This is a genomic window from Pseudomonas gingeri, assembly GCF_013386115.1.
Lineage (GTDB): Bacteria > Pseudomonadota > Gammaproteobacteria > Pseudomonadales > Pseudomonadaceae > Aquipseudomonas > Aquipseudomonas gingeri.
Map to the genome: position 1 here is coordinate 376,863 of NZ_JACAOR010000007.1, position 17,434 is coordinate 394,296.

General features: G+C 62.6%; 18 protein-coding genes. 4 read left to right on the top strand and 14 right to left on the bottom strand.

Going from position 1 to position 17,434, the window contains the following annotated elements:
- Nucleotides 1-108: 108 nt before the first annotated feature.
- Both HX881_RS14075 and HX881_RS14080 read left to right on the top strand, forming a co-directional pair.
- Nucleotides 109-831, top strand: a complete 723-nt coding sequence (locus tag HX881_RS14075) for a lysophospholipid acyltransferase family protein (RefSeq protein WP_177085061.1) — start codon at nt 109-111, stop codon at nt 829-831.
- A 177-nt stretch (nt 832-1,008) separates the two neighbouring features.
- Nucleotides 1,009-1,980, top strand: coding sequence for a magnesium and cobalt transport protein CorA (locus tag HX881_RS14080; RefSeq protein WP_103033038.1), 972 nt, complete (start codon nt 1,009-1,011; stop codon nt 1,978-1,980).
- A gap of 131 nt (nt 1,981-2,111) precedes the next feature.
- Here HX881_RS14080 and HX881_RS14085 read toward each other — a convergent pair whose 3' ends face one another.
- From HX881_RS14085 to HX881_RS14095, 3 genes are all read right to left on the bottom strand, one after another.
- Nucleotides 2,112-2,840: an amidotransferase gene (locus HX881_RS14085; RefSeq protein WP_017123935.1), complete on the bottom strand. Its 729-nt coding sequence runs from the start codon at nt 2,838-2,840 to the stop codon at nt 2,112-2,114.
- A gap of 142 nt (nt 2,841-2,982) precedes the next feature.
- Nucleotides 2,983-5,124: a 3-hydroxyacyl-CoA dehydrogenase NAD-binding domain-containing protein gene (locus HX881_RS14090; RefSeq protein WP_177085063.1), complete on the bottom strand. Its 2,142-nt coding sequence runs from the start codon at nt 5,122-5,124 to the stop codon at nt 2,983-2,985.
- Nucleotides 5,125-5,143: 19 nt separating this feature from the next.
- A complete protein-coding gene (locus tag HX881_RS14095; RefSeq protein ID WP_177085065.1) occupies nt 5,144-6,349 on the bottom strand; it encodes an acetyl-CoA C-acetyltransferase in 1,206 nt (401 codons plus the stop codon).
- Nucleotides 6,350-6,916: 567 nt separating this feature from the next.
- On the opposite strand from HX881_RS14095, the gene HX881_RS14100 reads away from it, so the two are divergent.
- Both HX881_RS14100 and HX881_RS14105 read left to right on the top strand, forming a co-directional pair.
- Nucleotides 6,917-7,393, top strand: a complete 477-nt coding sequence (locus HX881_RS14100) for a rhodanese-like domain-containing protein (protein ID WP_017123931.1) — start codon at nt 6,917-6,919, stop codon at nt 7,391-7,393.
- Between the two features lie 9 nt (nt 7,394-7,402).
- Complete coding sequence (locus tag HX881_RS14105; protein WP_177085067.1) at nt 7,403-8,227, top strand: cytochrome c; 825 nt, start codon at nt 7,403-7,405, stop codon at nt 8,225-8,227.
- 121 nt (nt 8,228-8,348) lie between these two features.
- On the opposite strand, the gene HX881_RS14110 is transcribed toward HX881_RS14105, so the two are convergent.
- From HX881_RS14110 to HX881_RS14160, 11 genes are all read right to left on the bottom strand, one after another.
- Nucleotides 8,349-9,152 (bottom strand): transglutaminase family protein, encoded by an 804-nt coding sequence (locus tag HX881_RS14110; RefSeq protein ID WP_017123929.1) that lies wholly within the window; start codon nt 9,150-9,152, stop codon nt 8,349-8,351.
- Nucleotides 9,149-10,099 (bottom strand): alpha-E domain-containing protein, encoded by a 951-nt coding sequence (locus HX881_RS14115; RefSeq protein ID WP_042934473.1) that lies wholly within the window; start codon nt 10,097-10,099, stop codon nt 9,149-9,151. The genes HX881_RS14110 and HX881_RS14115 overlap by 4 nt, the downstream gene beginning before the upstream one ends.
- An 11-nt stretch (nt 10,100-10,110) precedes the next feature.
- Nucleotides 10,111-11,520 (bottom strand): circularly permuted type 2 ATP-grasp protein, encoded by a 1,410-nt coding sequence (locus HX881_RS14120; RefSeq protein WP_017123927.1) that lies wholly within the window; start codon nt 11,518-11,520, stop codon nt 10,111-10,113.
- A 289-nt stretch (nt 11,521-11,809) separates the two neighbouring features.
- Entirely contained in the window at nt 11,810-12,148 is a 339-nt protein-coding gene (locus HX881_RS14125) for a ribonuclease E inhibitor RraB (RefSeq protein ID WP_017123926.1), read from the bottom strand.
- Nucleotides 12,149-12,362: 214 nt separating this feature from the next.
- Nucleotides 12,363-12,599 carry a hypothetical protein gene (locus tag HX881_RS14130; protein ID WP_017123925.1) on the bottom strand — a complete coding sequence of 79 codons (237 nt, stop codon included), beginning with the start codon at nt 12,597-12,599 and terminating at the stop codon, nt 12,363-12,365.
- Nucleotides 12,600-12,804: 205 nt separating this feature from the next.
- Nucleotides 12,805-13,413 carry an START domain-containing protein gene (locus HX881_RS14135; protein WP_177085070.1) on the bottom strand — a complete coding sequence of 203 codons (609 nt, stop codon included), beginning with the start codon at nt 13,411-13,413 and terminating at the stop codon, nt 12,805-12,807.
- 43 nt (nt 13,414-13,456) lie between these two features.
- Nucleotides 13,457-13,711, bottom strand: a complete 255-nt coding sequence (locus HX881_RS14140; protein WP_017123905.1) for a YkgJ family cysteine cluster protein — start codon at nt 13,709-13,711, stop codon at nt 13,457-13,459.
- A 149-nt stretch (nt 13,712-13,860) separates the two neighbouring features.
- Nucleotides 13,861-14,379 carry a hypothetical protein gene (locus HX881_RS14145; RefSeq protein ID WP_177085072.1) on the bottom strand — a complete coding sequence of 173 codons (519 nt, stop codon included), beginning with the start codon at nt 14,377-14,379 and terminating at the stop codon, nt 13,861-13,863.
- Between the two features lie 138 nt (nt 14,380-14,517).
- Complete coding sequence (locus HX881_RS14150; RefSeq protein WP_017123907.1) at nt 14,518-15,960, bottom strand: aminotransferase-like domain-containing protein; 1,443 nt, start codon at nt 15,958-15,960, stop codon at nt 14,518-14,520.
- A 298-nt stretch (nt 15,961-16,258) separates the two neighbouring features.
- Nucleotides 16,259-17,074 carry an OmpA family protein gene (locus tag HX881_RS14155; RefSeq protein WP_042934467.1) on the bottom strand — a complete coding sequence of 272 codons (816 nt, stop codon included), beginning with the start codon at nt 17,072-17,074 and terminating at the stop codon, nt 16,259-16,261.
- Entirely contained in the window at nt 17,071-17,427 is a 357-nt protein-coding gene (locus HX881_RS14160) for a DUF4398 domain-containing protein (RefSeq protein WP_042934468.1), read from the bottom strand. The genes HX881_RS14155 and HX881_RS14160 overlap by 4 nt, the downstream gene beginning before the upstream one ends.
- Nucleotides 17,428-17,434: the final 7 nt, after the last annotated feature.

Consider the following 17,434-nt stretch of genomic DNA (forward strand, 5'->3'; position numbering starts at 1 on the left):
CGAAACATGCGCTAAAACATCGCCCATCTCCGGCCTCTATCGGACTAATTGCCGAAAACAGTGCACATCCGTACACTGCGCCACCTTTTGTCCTGGCGGGCCCGTTCGATGCTGTTTCTGTTGCGTATGTTATTGATGGGGCTGCATTTTATCGTCGCTGGCGTGATCGGCGTGGTACTCGGGCTGTGCCGCCCGTTCAATCCGGATAACAGCCGGCTGTGTGCCCGCCTGTATGCCTGGCCAGCCATGTGCATCCTGCGCCTGCGGGTCAAGGCCGAGGTCGGGCCATTGATGGACAAGCCACAAAGCTGCGTGATCATCGCCAACCACCAGTCCAACTATGACCTGTTCGTGTTCGGTAACGTGGTGCCACGCCGCACCGTGTGCATCGGCAAGAAAAGCCTGAAGTGGGTGCCGCTGTTCGGCCAGTTGTTCTGGCTGGCGGGCAATGTGCTGATCGATCGCGGCAATGCCTTCAAGGCGCGCCAGTCGATGCTGACCACCACCGAGACCCTGCAACACAAGGACACCTCGATCTGGGTCTTTCCCGAAGGCACCCGCAATCTTGGCGAAGACCTGCTGCCGTTCAAGAAAGGCGCCTTCCAGATGGCAATCGCCGCCGGCGTGCCCATCGTGCCGGTGTGTGTCAGCAGCTATATCCGGCATATGCGCCTGAACCGCTGGCACGGCGGCAAGGTGATGATCCGCTCGCTGCCGGCGATCCCCACCGCCGGGCTGACGCTGGACGATATGCCGATGCTGATCGCCCAGTGCCGGGAACAGATGCGCGACTGTATCGCCGCGATGGATCGGCAGTTGCAGGCGGCCTGATCGAGCGCCCGCTCGCGCTGGCCCGGACCACCATGGCTCCCGCCCCGGGGAGCCGCGCGCCGCAACATGAAAGTTGCGGTTTTTCCACGAACTCCCGCTGCTTTGCCGACTCTGAAGAGCCTGGGCAGGCTAAGCTGCAGCCTGTCTTTCCCCTTTTAAAAGAAGAAGATCAGCATTATGGGTAGAGTCGTTGCCGCGGCGGTTTACAGTGCCGGTAGAAAGGTCACCAACATCACCCTCGACGAGGGCGCCGCCTGGGCGGCGAAACCCGATCACTTTGTCTGGATCGGTCTCGAAGAACCCAATGCCCAGGAACTCGCCAACCTGCAGAAACAGTTCAACCTGCATGAACTGGCCATTGAGGACGCCCTGGAAAAACACAGCCGGCCGAAGCTGGAAACCTTCGGCGATGCGCTGTTTATCGTCACCTATTCGCCGATTCGCCATGAGGGCAAGCTGGAGTTCATCGAGACCCATATCTTTGCCGGCAATGGCTACATCATCACCTGCCGCAACGGCCACTCGAAGTCCTACGCCCACGTCCGCCAGCGCTGCGAGGCGCGCCCGCTGCTGCTGGAGCATGGCGAGGACTTCGTGCTCTACGCCCTGCTGGACTTCGTCACCGAAAGCTATCAGCCGGTCAGCGAGGCCATCCATGCCGAAATCGACGAGCTGGAAAGGAACGTGCTCAGCAGTTCGCTGAACGAAGGCGATATCCAGCGCATCCACCACCTGCGCCGGGACGTGTTACGCCTGCGTCGCTACGTGGCGCCCATGGTGGAGATCAGCGAGGAAGTCTCGCGCCTGGACTTCCCGTTTATCGACAAGAACATGCGTCCGTATTTCCGTGACGTGCAGATCCATGTGACGCGGCAGATGGAAGACCTCTCGACCCTGCGCGATATCGCCAGCCAGACCATCGAGATCGGCGTGCTGCTGGAGGCCGCCCGGCAGAGCATCGTGCAGCGCAAGTTTGCCGCCTGGGCGGCGATCCTGGCGTTTCCGACAGCGGTGGCGGGAATCTACGGGATGAACTTCCAGAACATGCCGGAGCTGAGCTGGCATTACGGCTATTTTGCCGTGCTGGGATTTATCGCCGTGGGATGCACGGGCTTGTGGGCCAGCTTCAAGAAATCCGGATGGCTGTAGTCGATCGCGGATCGTTCCCACGCTCTGCGTGGGCATGCAGCCCGTGACGCTCCGCGTCACCCGCAGAGCGGACGCGGAGCGTCCAGCGAGGCATTCCCACGCGGAGCGTGGGAATGATCAGGTAGCCGTTGTCAGGCGGAGGTGGCCTGCGGCTTGTGGGCGACGAAACGCATCATCCACTCCGCCACCGTGGTGCCGTGGTGGTCGTGCTCCAGGCTGGCGATACCCTTGGAATAGATCTGCTCGCCGAGGTTCTGCTGGCGAATGTCCAGCAGGGCCCGCGAATAGTCGTGGATAAACTCCGGGTGCCCCTGGAAGCACAGCACCTGGTCGTTGATGTGATAGGCGGCATACGGACAGAAATCGCTGCTGGCGATCACGGTGGCGTTTTCCGGCAGTTCGGTGACCTGGTCCTGGTGGCTGATCAGCAGCGTCAGCTCTTCCATCACCGGGCTCATCCACGGCGCCTTGGCGGCCATCTTGTACTGGTGGGTGCCGACGCCCCAGCCCTGGCTGGCACGCTCGGTCTTGCCGCCCAGCAGCAGCGCCAGCAGTTGGTGGCCGAAGCAGATGCCCAGCAGCTTGTCGCCGCGCTGGTAACGATCGAGCAGATAGGTCTTGAGGGTCTGGATCCACGGGTCGCTGCCGAAGGAATCAGCCTTGCTGCCGGTTACCAGGTAGGCATCGAAGGTCAGCTCGTCACTCGGGTAGTCGCCCTGCATCACGTTGTAGACACTGAACTCGGCGGCAATCGGCTGACGGGAGAACAGACGCTCGAACATCTGCCCGTAGCCCTGATATTGATCGACCAGTTCCGGACGCAGGACATCGGTTTCCAGAATGCAGATGCGTAACGACATAAAAGTACCTGGCACAAAAGACAAAGAGTGAGGCCTGAGCCTGCCTTGAAACGGCCTTTCAAGGCAAGCACAGAACGCGCCATTGTCAGGCCTGATTCAGCGAAGAACAGGCCCGGCCAGGATCAGGCCCGGTCCCAGCCGTTCAGAACCGCTCGCCCCTGGCCGCCTTGTCCAACAGCAGCGCCGGCGGCGCGAAACGTTCGCCGTACTGCTCGGCCAGGTAACGGGCGCGGGCGATAAAGTCCGCCAGGCCGTACTGGTTGATGAACTGCAGGGCCCCGCCACTCCAGGCGGCAAAGCCGATGCCGAAGATCGAGCCGATATTGGCATCCGCCGTCGACTGCAAGACGCCCTCCTCCAGGCAGCGCACGGTTTCCAGGGCCTGCACGAAAAGCAGGCGGTCGCGCACATCCTGGGGCGAAATCTGCCGCCCGGATTGCTCGAAGCGGCTCTTCAACTCCGGCCACACGTGTTTCGGCGCCCCCGCCGGGTAGTCGTAGAAGCCAGCGCCGGCGGCCTTGCCCGGACGCTTGTATTCCAGCAACAGGTCGATCACCGCAAACGCCGGATGCCGCGGCATGGCCTTGCCTTCGGCTTGCAGGTCCCTGGCGGTCTGCTGGCGGATATGACTCATCAGGCTCAGCGACACTTCATCGGCAATCGCCAGCGGCCCCACCGGCATGCCAGCCTTGCGCGCCTCGGTTTCGATCATCGGCGCCGAGATGCCTTCGCCGAGCATGGCGATGCCTTCGTTGGTGAAGGTGCCGAAGACCCGCGAAGTGAAAAAGCCACGGCTGTCGTTGACCACGATGGGCGTCTTGCGGATCTGCCGGACAAAGTCGAAGCCACGGGCCAGGGTTGCGTCGCTGGTCTGCGCGCCCCGGATGATTTCCACCAGTTGCATCTTCTCCACCGGGCTGAAGAAGTGCAGGCCGATGAATCTGTCCTGTTGCGGCACCGCCGTGGCCAGGCCGGTGATGGGCAGGGTCGAGGTGTTGGAGGCAATCACCGCGGCGTCGCCGACGATACGCTGCGCGGCGGCCGAGACCCTGGCCTTGAGATCGCGGTCTTCGAACACCGCTTCGATGATCAGGTCGCAGCCGGCCAGGTCGCTGTCCTGCTCGGTCGGCTGGATACGCGCGAGGATGGCGTCACGCTGCTCGGCGGTCAGTTGACCACGGGCGATCTTCTGCTCCAGCAACGCTGCCGAGTGGGCCTTGCCCTTCTCGGCGGCGGCGAGGCTGATGTCCTTGAGCACCACTTCGATCCCGGCCACGGCGCTGACATGGGCGATGCCAGCCCCCATCATGCCGGCGCCGAGCACGCCGACCTTGCGCGTGGTGTATGGCGCGAAGCCCTTGGGCCGCGAACCGCCGGCGTTGATCTCGTTGAGCTGGAACCAGAAGGTGCCGATCATGTTCTTCGCCACCTGGCCGGTGGTCAGCTCGGTGAAGTAGCGGGTCTCGATCAGGTGCGCGGTGGCGAAATCGACCTGCGCGCCCTCCACCGCCGCACAGAGGATTTTCTCCGGCGCCGGGAAGCAGCCCTGGGTCTTGGCGCGCAGGATCGACGGGGCGATGGCGAGCATCTGCGCCACCTTGGGATCGGCCGGCGTGCCGCCCGGCAAGCGATAACCCGGCAGATCCCAGGGTTGCCTGGCCGTCGGATGCCCGATGATCCAGGCCCGGGCCTTGTCCAGCATGTCCCCGGTATCGCTCGCCAACTCGCCGATCAGGCCGGCCTGCAGGGCTTGTCGCGCCGAGACCTTCTTGCCTTCGAGCAGGTACGGCAGGGCCTTTTCCAGCCCGAGCAGGCGCACCATGCGCACCACCCCGCCACCGCCCGGCAGCAGGCCGAGGGTCACTTCCGGCAAGCCCAGTTGCACGGCCGGGTGATCGAGGGCGATGCGATGCTGGCAGGCCAGGCAGATCTCCCAGCCACCGCCCAGCGCGGCACCGTTGATCGCCGCGACTACGGGCCGCTCCAGGGTTTCCAGGGCGCGCAACTGGGCCTTCAGTTCGAGCACGCCGTCGTGGAAGCCTTGTGCCTGCGCCGGCGTGACCTTGATCAGTTCGTTGAGGTCGCCGCCGGCAAAGAAGGTCGGCTTGGCCGAGGTGATGATCACACCGGCCAGTTCATCGCGTTCGGCCTGCAGGCGCGCCACGCAGGCGGCCATGGCCTCGCGGTACGCCGCGTTCATGGTGTTGGCCGTCTGGCCGGGCATGTCCAGGGTCAGGACGACGATCCGGTCAGCACCCTTTTCGTAACGAATGGCATCAGTCATGGCAGGTTTCCCGATCGGTTCAAAGGCGTTCGATAACGGTGGCGATACCCATGCCGCCACCGACACACAAGGTTGCCAGGCCATAGCGCAACTGCCGGACCTCAAGCTCGTCGAGCAAGGTGCCGAGAATCGCGCAGCCGGTGGCGCCGAGGGGATGGCCCATGGCGATGGCGCCGCCATTGACATTGACCTTGTCCGGATCGATGGCCATGTCCCGAATGAACTTCAGCACCACCGAGGCAAAGGCTTCGTTGACTTCGAACAGATCGATGTCCTCGATCCGCAGGCCGGCCCTGGCCAGGGCCTTGCGCGTCGCCGGGGCCGGCCCGGTGAGCATGATGGTCGGGTCGGTGCTGGTCACGGCGGTGGCGACGATCCGCGCCCGTGGCCGCAGGCCCAGCTCGCGGCCCTTGGCTTCAGAGCCGAGCAACATCAGTGCCGCGCCGTCGACGATCCCGGAACTGTTGCCAGGGGTATGCACATGGTGGATACGCTCGACATGGCTGTAGACCCGCAAGGCCGTGGCGTCGAAGCCCAACTGGCCGATCATTTCGAAACTCGGCTTGAGCTTGCCCAGGCCTTCGAGGGTCGAATCGGCCCGAATGAACTCGTCATGGTCCAGCAGGACAATGCCGTTCTGATCCGCCACCGGCACCAGCGACTTGCAGAATGCCCCGGCCGCCCGGGCCCGTGCGGCCTTCTGCTGCGATTGCAGGGCAAAGCGGTCGACATCCTGGCGACTGAAGCCTTCCAGCGTGGCAATCAGGTCCGCACCGATGCCCTGCGGGGTGAAATGGCTGTGCATATTGGTTTGCGGATCGAGTACCCAGGCGCCGCCGTCGCTGCCCATCGGCACCCGCGACATGGACTCGACGCCGCCGACCACCACCAGGTCCTCGAAGCCCGAGCGGATCTTCATCGCCCCCAGGTTCACCGCCTCCAGGCCCGAGGCACAGAACCGGTTGATCTGCACCCCGGCGACACTGACATCCCAGTCCGCCACCAGCGCGGCGGTCTTGGCGATATCGGCGCCCTGGTCGCCCACCGGCGTCACGCATCCGAGCACGATATCGTCCACTTCACGGGTATCGAGCTCCTGGCGTTGCTGCAGCGCCGTCAGCAGCCCGGCCAGCAGGTTCACCGGCTTGACGCTGTACAAGGCGCCATCGGCCTTGCCTTTGCCCCGGGGCGTGCGCACCGCATCGAATATCAAAGCCTCTGTCATGACGTCCTCGAACCGCTCTGGTAGGAAAAAAAGCCCTGTTCCCACCTTAGGCTCCGCTCTCCAGGATTCAATGACCGAAGCGCTCACTGGCCTTGACCCTCACGCTCGGACGAACGGTAGTGTGCTAAGCGCTTAACCGTTTTAGTGGACGCACGCGTCTAGCAAACGGCCCGCTAGCCAGCTGGCCATATGCCTCATGCCTTTTTAAAAATAATTTCGCCGGCTTCCATATGAAATGGTTCTAAGACAAGTGTGACGCGGGCTCTAAGGTTATCCGTGTAGGAGTTGCCGCCGGGTTTTGCCGGGGTATCCGACACGGTTATTGAGCAGTCGTCTTCAGGAATAACAACAAAAGGCAGTCAGCCATGTTCAAGCACTCGAAAGTCCGCCAGGCCGGTTTGATCGTATTCGCCACCACGCTTCTGCTTATTCTGCCGAACCTCACCAAAGTGATCGGCTAGACGCTGTGGCGTTTTTTCAACATCACCACAAATTCTCATCCCGATTCCCTGTCGAGGTGCGTTTTTGTGTGCCAATCTTGAGCCATGACTTGATGGAGACAGGTTCATGCGCCACTGGATCGCCGCCGCAGCCGTCGCAACCACCTTGCTCGGCAGTTTCTCCGCCCGCGCGGGCATCATCGATGTAAACCGGGCGGTCGACGAGATCCGCGACGGCGCCCTGATCCTCGACCTGCGCAATAACAGCGACTTCGCCGCCGGCAATATCCACAACTCCCTGCAAGTCGACCTGACCCTGGAAGACGGCACCGGCATCAGCGCCGAAGGCCTGGCCTATCAGTTGCGCCAGGTCGTACTCGACCCCAATGCCACCGTGGTCATCTACAGCGACACCGACCAGCACGCCCTGGAAGCCGAGGACACGCTGGTCAAACGCGGGTATTTCGGTATCGTGAACGGTGGCAACTACAGCGAATTGCGCGATGCGCTGTTCGACCACGTCGAGGACACCCCGACCTGGGCCTTCGACAATGATGACGATATCGCCGACCAGGCCACCCCTACCGCCGTTCCCACGGAATAAAGCCAACGCATGAAACGATTGACCCTGCTGAGCACTTTCCTTCTGAGCATCGTCCCGCTGTGCGCTCCGCTGCACGCCGCCCAACTGACCCTCGACCTCGGCTCCGGCAGCCGCACCTGGGAAACCGAGGCGTTACTGGCCCATCCCCAGGCCCAGACCATCACCATCGATGACGATGTTTCCTACAAACGCCAGATGACCTATCGCGCTGTGCCGGTCGCGGCGCTGCTGGACGGCATCAAGGCCGACGATCATCTGCAGGCGGTGGCGCTGGACGGTTTCGCCGCCGAGCTGAGCGCCGGGCCCCTGCTCAACCAGAAAGGCGCGCAAGCGTGGCTGGCGGTGGAAGACCCGGCCAGGCCCTGGCCGCCGCTGGCGGAGGGCAAGCCCGGCGCCGGACCGTTCTACCTGGTGTGGACCCATCCGCAGGCCGGCCATATCAGCCCCGAGCAATGGCCTTTCCAGGTTGCCAGTATCAAGCGCCTGACGTCGGTGGCGGAACGTTTCCCGGCGCTGTTGCCCGATCCGAAACTGGCGGCCAACGATCCAGTGAACAAGGGCTTTGCGCTGTTCCAGAAGAACTGCCTGGCATGCCATAAGCTCAATGGCGCGGGGGATGCGCAGGTCGGTCCGGACCTGAACGTGCCGTACAGTCCGACGGAATACTTCGCCGAGGGTTTTCTCAAGCGCTATATCCGCGACCCACAGGGCCTGCGCCACTGGCCGCAGGCGAAGATGCCGGCGTTCGCCCCGGCCGTGCTACCGGAAGGCGAACTGGATCTGCTGGTGGGCTATCTCAAGCATATGGCCAAGCGCAAGGTGCCCGCGCAATAGATGATCATTCCCACGCGGAGCGTGGGAATGACTCTCTGGATGCTCTGCGTCCGCTCTTGTGACGCGAAGCGTCACGGGCTGCATTCCCACGCGGAGCGTGGGAACGATCGGTATGGCGTAGTTACTGCTGCTGTACCGACAACACCGGTGTCGGCGACACCAGCACCTTGGCGTGCATCTGCTCGAAACCGCCGCCACGGCGCATGCCGCGCACCGGACAGGCGTCCAGGTAATCCAGGCCCACGGCCAGCTTCAGGTGCCGTTCCGGCCTGGCCAGCTGGTTGGTCACGTCGAAACTGTACCAGGCGTCGTCCAGCCAGGCTTCCGCCCAGGCGTGGCTGGACAGGTGCTCGCTGTTTTCACTGTACAGGTACCCCGACACGTACCGCGCCGGAATCCCCAGGCTGCGGGCGCACGCCAGGAACGCATGGGTATGGTCCTGGCACACCCCGGCACGCTTGGCGAAAGCCTGGGCCGCGCTGGTGTCGACCTCGGTCACGCCCGGCGTATAGGCCATGTGCTGGTTCAGCGCCTGCATCAGGTCGATCAGCGCCGAACGGTCGCGGCGCTTGCGGCATTGCCGGTCGGCGAAGCCGCGCAGCGCGTCATCCGGTTCGGTCAGGCGGGTCATGCGCAGGAACGGCAGGGCCGACTGGCTCTCGTGTTCGGCCTCGCGCTGCTCGTCGATATCGACCTGCCCACGCGCACCGATGATGATCGCTTCGTGGGGCTCGTCGAGGGTCAGCACATGGAGGATATTGCCGAACGGATCGAGCTGCGCGCGCACCGGGCGCGGCAGGTTCAACTGCCAGCTGAGCACATGCTGGCGCTCGCTGTCATGGGGGGTCAGCCGCAGGTACTGGATGCTCGCCCGCACCTGGTCGGCGTAGTGATAGGTGGTCTCGTGGCTAATGGAAAGTCTCATGCAGCCTCCAGGTAGGAACTGTGGATGGCGTTGCCCAGTTCGGCAACCAGGGGAATGAACTCGGTCAGCCAGGCGTGCAGGCCTTCTTCGAGGATTTCATCGATACCGGTATAGCGCAGTCGCGCATCCATCTCGGCCGCCAGGCGTTGCGCCGGCCGGCCGTTGGTGCCGGGCAGGCTGGCGAGGATCTGGTCGATTTCTTCCGTGCAGGCCCGCAGCGAACGCGGCACATCGGCGCGCAGCAGCAGCAACTCGGCTACCTGGCGCGCACCGGGGGCGTCGCGGTAGATCTCGGTGTAGGCCTCGAACGACGACAGGGCCCGCAGCAAGGCGCTCCACTGGTAATACGCATGGGCGGTGTGGTCGCTGACGGCATCGGCCTGGTCGCCGGCCATGTCATAGCGGGCGTCGAGCAGGCGCAGGGTGTTGTCGGCCCGTTCGATAAAGGTCCCCAGGCGAATGAAGCGGAACGCATCGTTGCGCATGATGGTGCCGTAGGACGCGCCACGGAACAGGTGCGAACGCTCCTTGATCCATTCGCAGAAACGGCTCATGCCGTAGTTGCCCAGGCCCTGATCGGCGATGCCGCGGATCTCCAGCCAGGTGGCGTTGATGTTTTCCCACATGTCGGCGGTAATCCGCCCACGTACCGCATGGGCGCTGGCCCGCGCGGCACGCAGGCAACTGTAGATGCTGGCCGGGTTCTCGGCGTCCAGGGCGAAGAAGTGCAGCAGCCGTTCGGCGTGCAGATCGCCATGGCGCTCCAGGTAGTCATCCAGGGTGCCGGTGATCAACAGCGGCATGGCCATTTCGTGCAGGCCATCGCCACGGCCGTCCTGCGGCATCAGCGACAGCGAGTAACTCCCGTCGAGCATCCGCGCGAGGTTTTCCGCTCGCTCCAGGTAGCGCGACATCCAGTACAAATCCGAGGCAGTTCTACTTAACATGGCAGGCTTCCTTAATCCTCGACCACCCAGGTGTCCTTGGTTCCGCCCCCTTGGGACGAGTTGACCACCAGGGAGCCTTCGCGCAGCGCGACGCGGGTAAGCCCGCCTGGCACGACACGGGTTTCACGACCGGACAGGACAAATGGGCGCAGATCGATGTGGCGCGGAGCTATGCCGCTTTCAACAAAGGTCGGGCAGGTCGACAGTGACAACGTCGGCTGGGCGATATAGGCGTGGGGCTTGGCCTTGAGCCGGGCGCGGAAATTTTCGATTTCCGCGGCGCTCGCCGCCGGGCCGACCAGCATGCCGTAGCCACCGGAACCCTGGGTTTCCTTGACCACCAGTTCTGGTAGATGCGCCAGCACGTGGGAGAGTTCCTCGGGCTTGCGGCATTGCCAGGTCGGCACGTTCTTCAGGATCGGCTCTTCGTCCAGGTAGAAGCGGATCATGTCGGTGACGAAGGGATACACCGACTTGTCGTCGGCGACCCCGGTGCCGATGGCGTTCGCCAGTACGACATTGCCGGAACGATAGGACGACAGCAGGCCCGGTACGCCCAGCATCGAATCGGGATTGAACGCCAGTGGATCGAGGAAGGCATCGTCGAGCCGGCGATAGATCACGTCGACCTGCTTGGGGCCGTCGGTGGTGCGCATGAAGACCTTGTCGTCACGCACGAACAGGTCGGCACCCTCCACCAGTTCCACCCCCATTTCCCGGGCCAGGAACGCATGTTCGAAGAACGCACTGTTGAAGCGTCCGGGGGTCAATACCACGACGCTCGGGTTATCCAGCGGGCTGGAGCTTTTCAGGGTGTCGAGCAGCAGGTTCGGGTAATGGTCGATGGGGGCGATGCGCTGGGCGGCGAACAGCTCGGGGAACAGGCGCATCATCATCTTGCGGTCTTCGAGCATGTAGCTCACGCCGCTGGGGGTGCGCAGGTTGTCTTCGAGGACGTAGTAGGTACCGTCGCCATCGCGGACCAGGTCGACCCCGGAAATATGCGAATAGATATCACGGTGCAGGTTCAGGCCCTGCATCGCCAACTGGTACTGCTCGTTGGCCAGCACCTGTTCGGCGGGAATGATCCCGGCCTTGATGATGCGCTGCTCATGGTAGAGGTCGGCGAGAAACATGTTCAGCGCCTTGACCCGCTGGATGCAGCCGCGCTCGACGATCCGCCATTCGCTGGCGGGAATACTGCGGGGAATCGTGTCGAAGGGGATCAGGCGCTCGGTGCCCTGGTCGTCGCCATAAAGGGTGAAGGTAATCCCGGCGCGATGAAACAGCAGATCGGCCTCGCGTCGCCGTTGGGCCAGCAATTCCTGCGGAGTATCCGCCAGCCAACGAGCAAACTCCCGGTAATGCGGGCGGACCTGGCCGCCTGCATCGTACATCTCATCAAAATAGGTGCGGATCATGCCGTGCTCCTTGTCACCCGGTCACAAGAGCCTTCGCAAGGCCCGTGCCATCGGCATAAACGCTTAGATATCAATAAGTTGGATAAACATCCAACCTGCGCCGCACCATAGCTGTGCAGTAAACGCCCCAATGCGATCAGCCGCGCTTCATTGCGAAGCAAGCTTATGGCTATAACCAGCATAGCCCTCGTTCGGCCGCCTGCCCGGGCGGCCTTTTTTTGTGCGCGTTTTTTACAAACAAAAACGGCCGACCCCGAGGTCAGCCGCTGCCGTGTGGAGATCGATGCGTTCAGTTGAGCGCACGTATCGGATGTTTGACGCCCCAGCCTTCGATCACACCACCCAGGGGTTCGACCACCGCCCCGAAGTCGTGCTCGAAGTCATCGATGCCGCCATAGGTGGCGTACATCACCTTGCTCAGCTCCAGGTACCAGGCACCGTCGTCCCTGGCACTGACCTGGGCATTCAAGGATTCACCACGAAACTTGCCTGCTGCCCTGCGTGCCCGCTCCTCGTCCGGGAAAATGGCATAGAACTCGATGGGATGGATGCGTGCGAAATCAAAACCGCCTTCTTTCATGCGGCGCAGCACCTGGCTGCTGATGTCTTCTTGATAGGCTGTGCTCATGAAACGTCCTCCTCAGCAAGCGTTGGATAGACTTTCCGTACTCCCGAACCAGGCACCGGGCGGTGCTGGCAGTTCGACAGGTATCTGCCGACCGGGAAACAAGCATGTAGCTGACAAGATCAGACCACCTTAGCGAATCATTCGCTGATCTCGATTGCAGAGTAGCGCGATGCCAGCAGCTCTGCCAGAGGGTCCGAGAGGGAAAAATACAGTTTCATGAAGCCGGTGCGATGTGCAGGATCTGGATGCTGTTCTGGTCCTTGAGGCTCTTGACCGTTGGATCGGCCCGGCGTCCCTCCAGGTCGTTGAGGTCCAGCTCGGCCGGAACCGGCAGCAGCTTGGCGCGAATCAGCTGCGCGGCCTCCTCCATGCTGGGTTCGCGCTCACAATCGAAGTGCTCGACGGTCTGAACACCATGATCGTCCACGAAAGTGACTTCCCACATTTTCATCGGTGTCTCCTCGATAAAGCCCAAGCCGGGCTTACAACATCTGGACTGCTCGGCAGCGAGGATCGTTCAGAGATCTTGCGGAGGATGAACCTTGTGGGGAACCTTGTGGGAGCGGGCTTGCCCGCGAAGGCGCCCTCAAGGGCGCAAAAGCTTCGCGGGCAAGCCCGCTCCCACATAAGCCCACTCACACACCCCCTTCAACGCCTCACGGCTTCTCGGCGTGTTCCTTGAGGGCTTGCAGGGTGTTGTACGGCGCATCCACCACGAACTTGTTCGCCAGCCACGAAGGCACGCTGCCGCCTGGCTCGGTGTGCACCTGGTAGGTCACTTCGGTGAGGTTGTCCCCCTTGGGCACCAGCTTCCAGAAGCCCGCGACCTGGGCCACGCGCACATAACCCTTCTCTTCCGGCTTGTAGGTCGGCACGCCTTCCAGCTTGCGAGTCAGGGTGCCATCGGCGGCCTTGGTGGTGGTGATATGCAGGTAGGAGTCGCGATCCGTGACCGGGAACGGCGCCTTGAACTGGGTATAGGTCCAGCTCTCGTCACCTTTCTTGTCCACCAGCTTCTGCGACTTGCACTCGTGGATCCAGGAGCAGGCGCCGGCCACGTCTTCCTGCAAGGCGCGGATCCTGGCCACCGAAGCCTTGATCGTCGTCACGCCCTGATAGGCCTTGTACTTGGAACCGGCCACTTCGCTGAGTGAAACCTTGATCCCGTTTTCGTCCTTGGCCGTTTCCCAGGTTTCCGCGCAGGCAGTACCGGTCAACAGGACAGTCAAGCCACAAACCACAGCCATTCGATGCAGCGAACCCATTGTTTTATTCCTTATTGTCAAAGTTCCGTTCATTGAACACACCTCAAGCCGCCGTCATTTCCTCCCACCAGCCGATCAGGCGAATGGCTTCTTCACGGCTATCGCCACAGACCTCGGGATCGGCCTTGAAACCACCGCATACAGCCGGTCGCTCAGGCTTGCCGAACAATTCGCACAGGTGTTCGACCGAGAGATGCAGGCAACGTTCTCCCGCCGGCTTGCCGTCCGGCATGCCGGGCAGCGGCGAGCTGATGGAAGGCGCGATGCAACAGGCGCCACAACCTTCACGGCAGTTCATGACGACACGCTCCTCGCAACGGACCCGGGGTGTGGAAGACAGAGTAACCGCTAAAACGGCTGTTTAAAATTGGTCGCACAATTGTTTTTCAATGACAGGCTATATGACTGGTCAGTCACCGACGAAGTGTCATGACCGAACGAAGGGATCTACTGCTTGAACTCGAAATCCAGGGCCGCGCCTTCCACTTCCCGCCGGCTCTCGTTGCGCAATTGCAGGTCCATCTCATTGCTCAGCAAGCGACCGTTGAGCTGAAACGGCGTCTGGCCCGGAGGCTTCTCACCGAACATCTGCGGCAACAGCGGGCGGCTCTTGGACAGCGGCACCGTACCCACCGGTTGCATCTTGTTGACCAGGTCCTGGGGCAGGCTCAGGTCCAGCTTGGCCGGTGGCAGGCGGGTCTTCACCACCTCGCTGGCCGGCTTGGACCTGGACGCGACAGGCGCACGCTTTTTCACCGGGGCGGTGTTTTTCGGTACGGGTTTCTTTTGCGGCGCGGGGGTCTTGCCGGCCTTGCCTGTCGGCTTGGCGGTCGCCGTGGAGGTCTTTGTCGCCGTCGACGCCTTGGCCGAAGACGCTTCCTGGGCCTGAACCATTGCCGAACCGCCAACACTCAGGCTGGTCAGCAAGGCAATCAACAGCAGGCGCACAGGGAAAGTGGCGGTCATGGGCTCTACGGCGTAAACAACAGAGGGTCATATGCTCGCTTGTTGAGCAGTTGAAGACAAGTAAAGAGACGTAAAGAGTTCGGACAACCTCTCCCCGTGCCCGGAAACGGCCAATGGCGGCCGCCCGGACACAGGGGCTCAGAACAGCCCGGCGGCGGTTTCCTGGCAGAGCTGGCTGGCCAGCATGCCGAGGGTCATCAGCGCCCGGTCGGCCTCGCGATTCCACGGGATCCCGCAGTTGAGCCGGATGCAATGGTTGAACTGCTCGGTATTGCTGAAGATCAGTCCCGGCGCGATGCTGATGCCCTGTTGCAGCGCCCGCACATGCAGCTCCTGGGTATTGACCCTGCCTGGCAGGCTGACCCAGAGAATGAAACCACCGGTCGGCCGGGTCATCTGCGTACCTTCGGGGAAGTACTGCTGCACCGCCAGCTGGAAGGCGCTGAGATTCTTGCGGTATTCCTGGCGGATATAGCGCAGATGCCGGTCATAACCGCCGTTTTCCAGGTAGGCCGCCACGCCCATCTGCGTGACGCTGCACGCCGAATGGGTACTGAAGGTCTGCAGGCGCTGGATTTCCTGCTGGAACTTGCCGGCGATCATCCAGCCGATCCGCACCCCGGGCGACAGCGTCTTGGAAAAGCTCGAACAGTAGATCACCCGGTCCAGCCGATCGTAGGCCTTGAGGGCCTTGGTCCGCCCGACCTCGAACATCAGTTCGCCGTAGATATCGTCTTCGACGATCTGGATATCGAAGTCCGAGGCCAGGCGCAGCAATTGTTTCTGGCGTTCCTCGGGCATGGTCCCGCCCAGCGGGTTGCTCAGCCGCGTGGTCAGCACCAGGGCCTTGATCGACCACTGGTTGGCCGCCAGTTGCAGGGCCTCCAGGCTCATGCCGGTGGCCGGATCGCTGGGGATCTCGATGACCTTCAGGCCCAGCAGGTCGGCCAGTTGCAGCAGGCCGTAATAGGTCGGCGATTCGGCGGCGATCAGGTCGCCAGGGCGGGTCAGCACCCGCAGCGACATCTGCAGCGCATCCACGCAGCCGTGGGTGATCACCACTTCCGAGGGATCGACCACCACGCCGGCATCGCGCATGCGAATCGCCACCTGGCGCCGCAACGGCTCGAAGCCGGGGCTGAACATGTAGCTGAAGGCCCGCGGGCTATGAAACCGCGTGACCTTGGCCAGTTGCTGGTGCAGCGCCCGCACCGGCAGGTAATCCACCGACGGCACCGCGGCGCCAAAGGGGAACACCCCTTCGCGACGGGACTCGACCAGGACCTGCTGGATGATGCTGCTGCGGGTCACCAGCCCCGGGCGCTCGACCCGGGCGATATCCGGCGTCGGCGCGGTCAGCGCGGGGGTCTGGTGAACGTAGTAGCCCGATTGCGGACGTGCACGGATCAGCCCCTGGTCTTCCAGGTTGGCGTAGGCCTGCAACACCGTCGCATGGCTGACATTGAGCTGCGAGCTCATCTTGCGTACCGAAGGCACACGCTCGCCCGGCTGATAGACACCCCGCCGGATATCTTCGGCCAGCTGCTGCGCAATACGTTGGTAGAGCAATAGATTGGTCATGAAGCAGCACTCGGTTTCAACGGCATTTTTATTCTTGGAAGCAACGATACCGGAACAGTTTCAAAGTGTACTGGCACAGTTTCTACAATAGTCGACAATACAGTGACAAGAGAAGTAAAACTGTACGGGCACAGACAGGCGTCTCAATTGACTCGATCGTCCCCATGCCCGGCGTGGCAGCGCCTCCCTGGACGCTCCGCGCCCGCTCAGGTCTTTCGATTATCGAGGCATGAAAAAACCCGGCACCTTGCGGATACCGGGTTTGTCTCGAGAAGAACCTGGGCCTGCAGGTCAAGCCTCAGCGTGCGGCACCGAGCTGGCCCTTCTCGTCGGAGAAGACGATCTCCACCCGACGGTTCTGCGCCCTGCCCCGCTCGGTGGCGTTGACGTCGATCGGGTACTGGTCGCCATAACCCTCGACCTGGATGCGCTTCTCATCGATGCCCAGGTCCACCAGCACATCGGCCACCGACTGCGCGCGATCGCGGGACAACTGCAGGTTGAAGTCCTTGTCCCCGGTGTTGTCCGTATAACCTTCGATCCGCACCACGCGCCGGGGGTTGAGCTGGAGGAACTGCACCAGCTTGAGGACCGTGCGATTGGCCGAACTCTGCAGTTCCGCCTCGCCGGTGTCGAACAGCACGTCGCCCAGGGTCATGACCAGCCCGCGATCGGCCTGGATGCTGGTCAGGCTGTTGATCTGCTCTTCCACCCACTTGCCCTGCTGCTGCACGCTGAGCAACTTGGATTCACGCAAGGCCAATTGCAGGCGCTGGCGCTCCAGTTCCAGCTTGGCGGCACGTTCCTGGTTGAGCACCTGTTCGGTGTGCTCGCGAGCGATCTGCGAATAACGCTCGCTCAGGTAGGCGTAGTGCACCACGTCGGCGCTGCTGCCCCAGTAGCTGGACAGCCGATCGGCGCGGGCCAGCGACTCGCCGGCGCGGATCACGTCCTTGGGCGCGATGCGCAGCACATTGGTGTCTTCCTTGACCTTCTGGAAGCTGGCCGAAGCCTGCTGCAGGGCCGCATCACTGGATTGCTGGCCGGCACAGCCATACAGGCTGGCGCAGGCCGCCAGCAACAGGCCGCCGGCCATTTTGCCCGGAGAGATCATTGGGCGTCCCCCAATTGCTTGCGCAAGCGCGTGATACGGGTGTTGAGCACCTTCAGTTGTTCCTGGCTTTTCTCGGTCAATACCCGGGCTTCGGCCAGGCGGGCGTCCAGTTCGGCCTGCTCGGCACGCATGCGGGCTTTCTTGAAGGACTGGTCGGCCATGTCGGATTGGGCACGTTCGAACTTGCCCTCGGCCAGTTTCAGCTCGGCGACATCGTCGGCCTTGGCACCGACCGCCCGTGCCTGTTCGAGGGCTCGCTCGGTGAGACGCATTTGTTCATTCGGCGCCGGATCGGCTGCGCAGCCCGCCAGAGCCACAACGGCCAGGGCAGCGAATAGAGGTCGAATACTCAATGGAAAT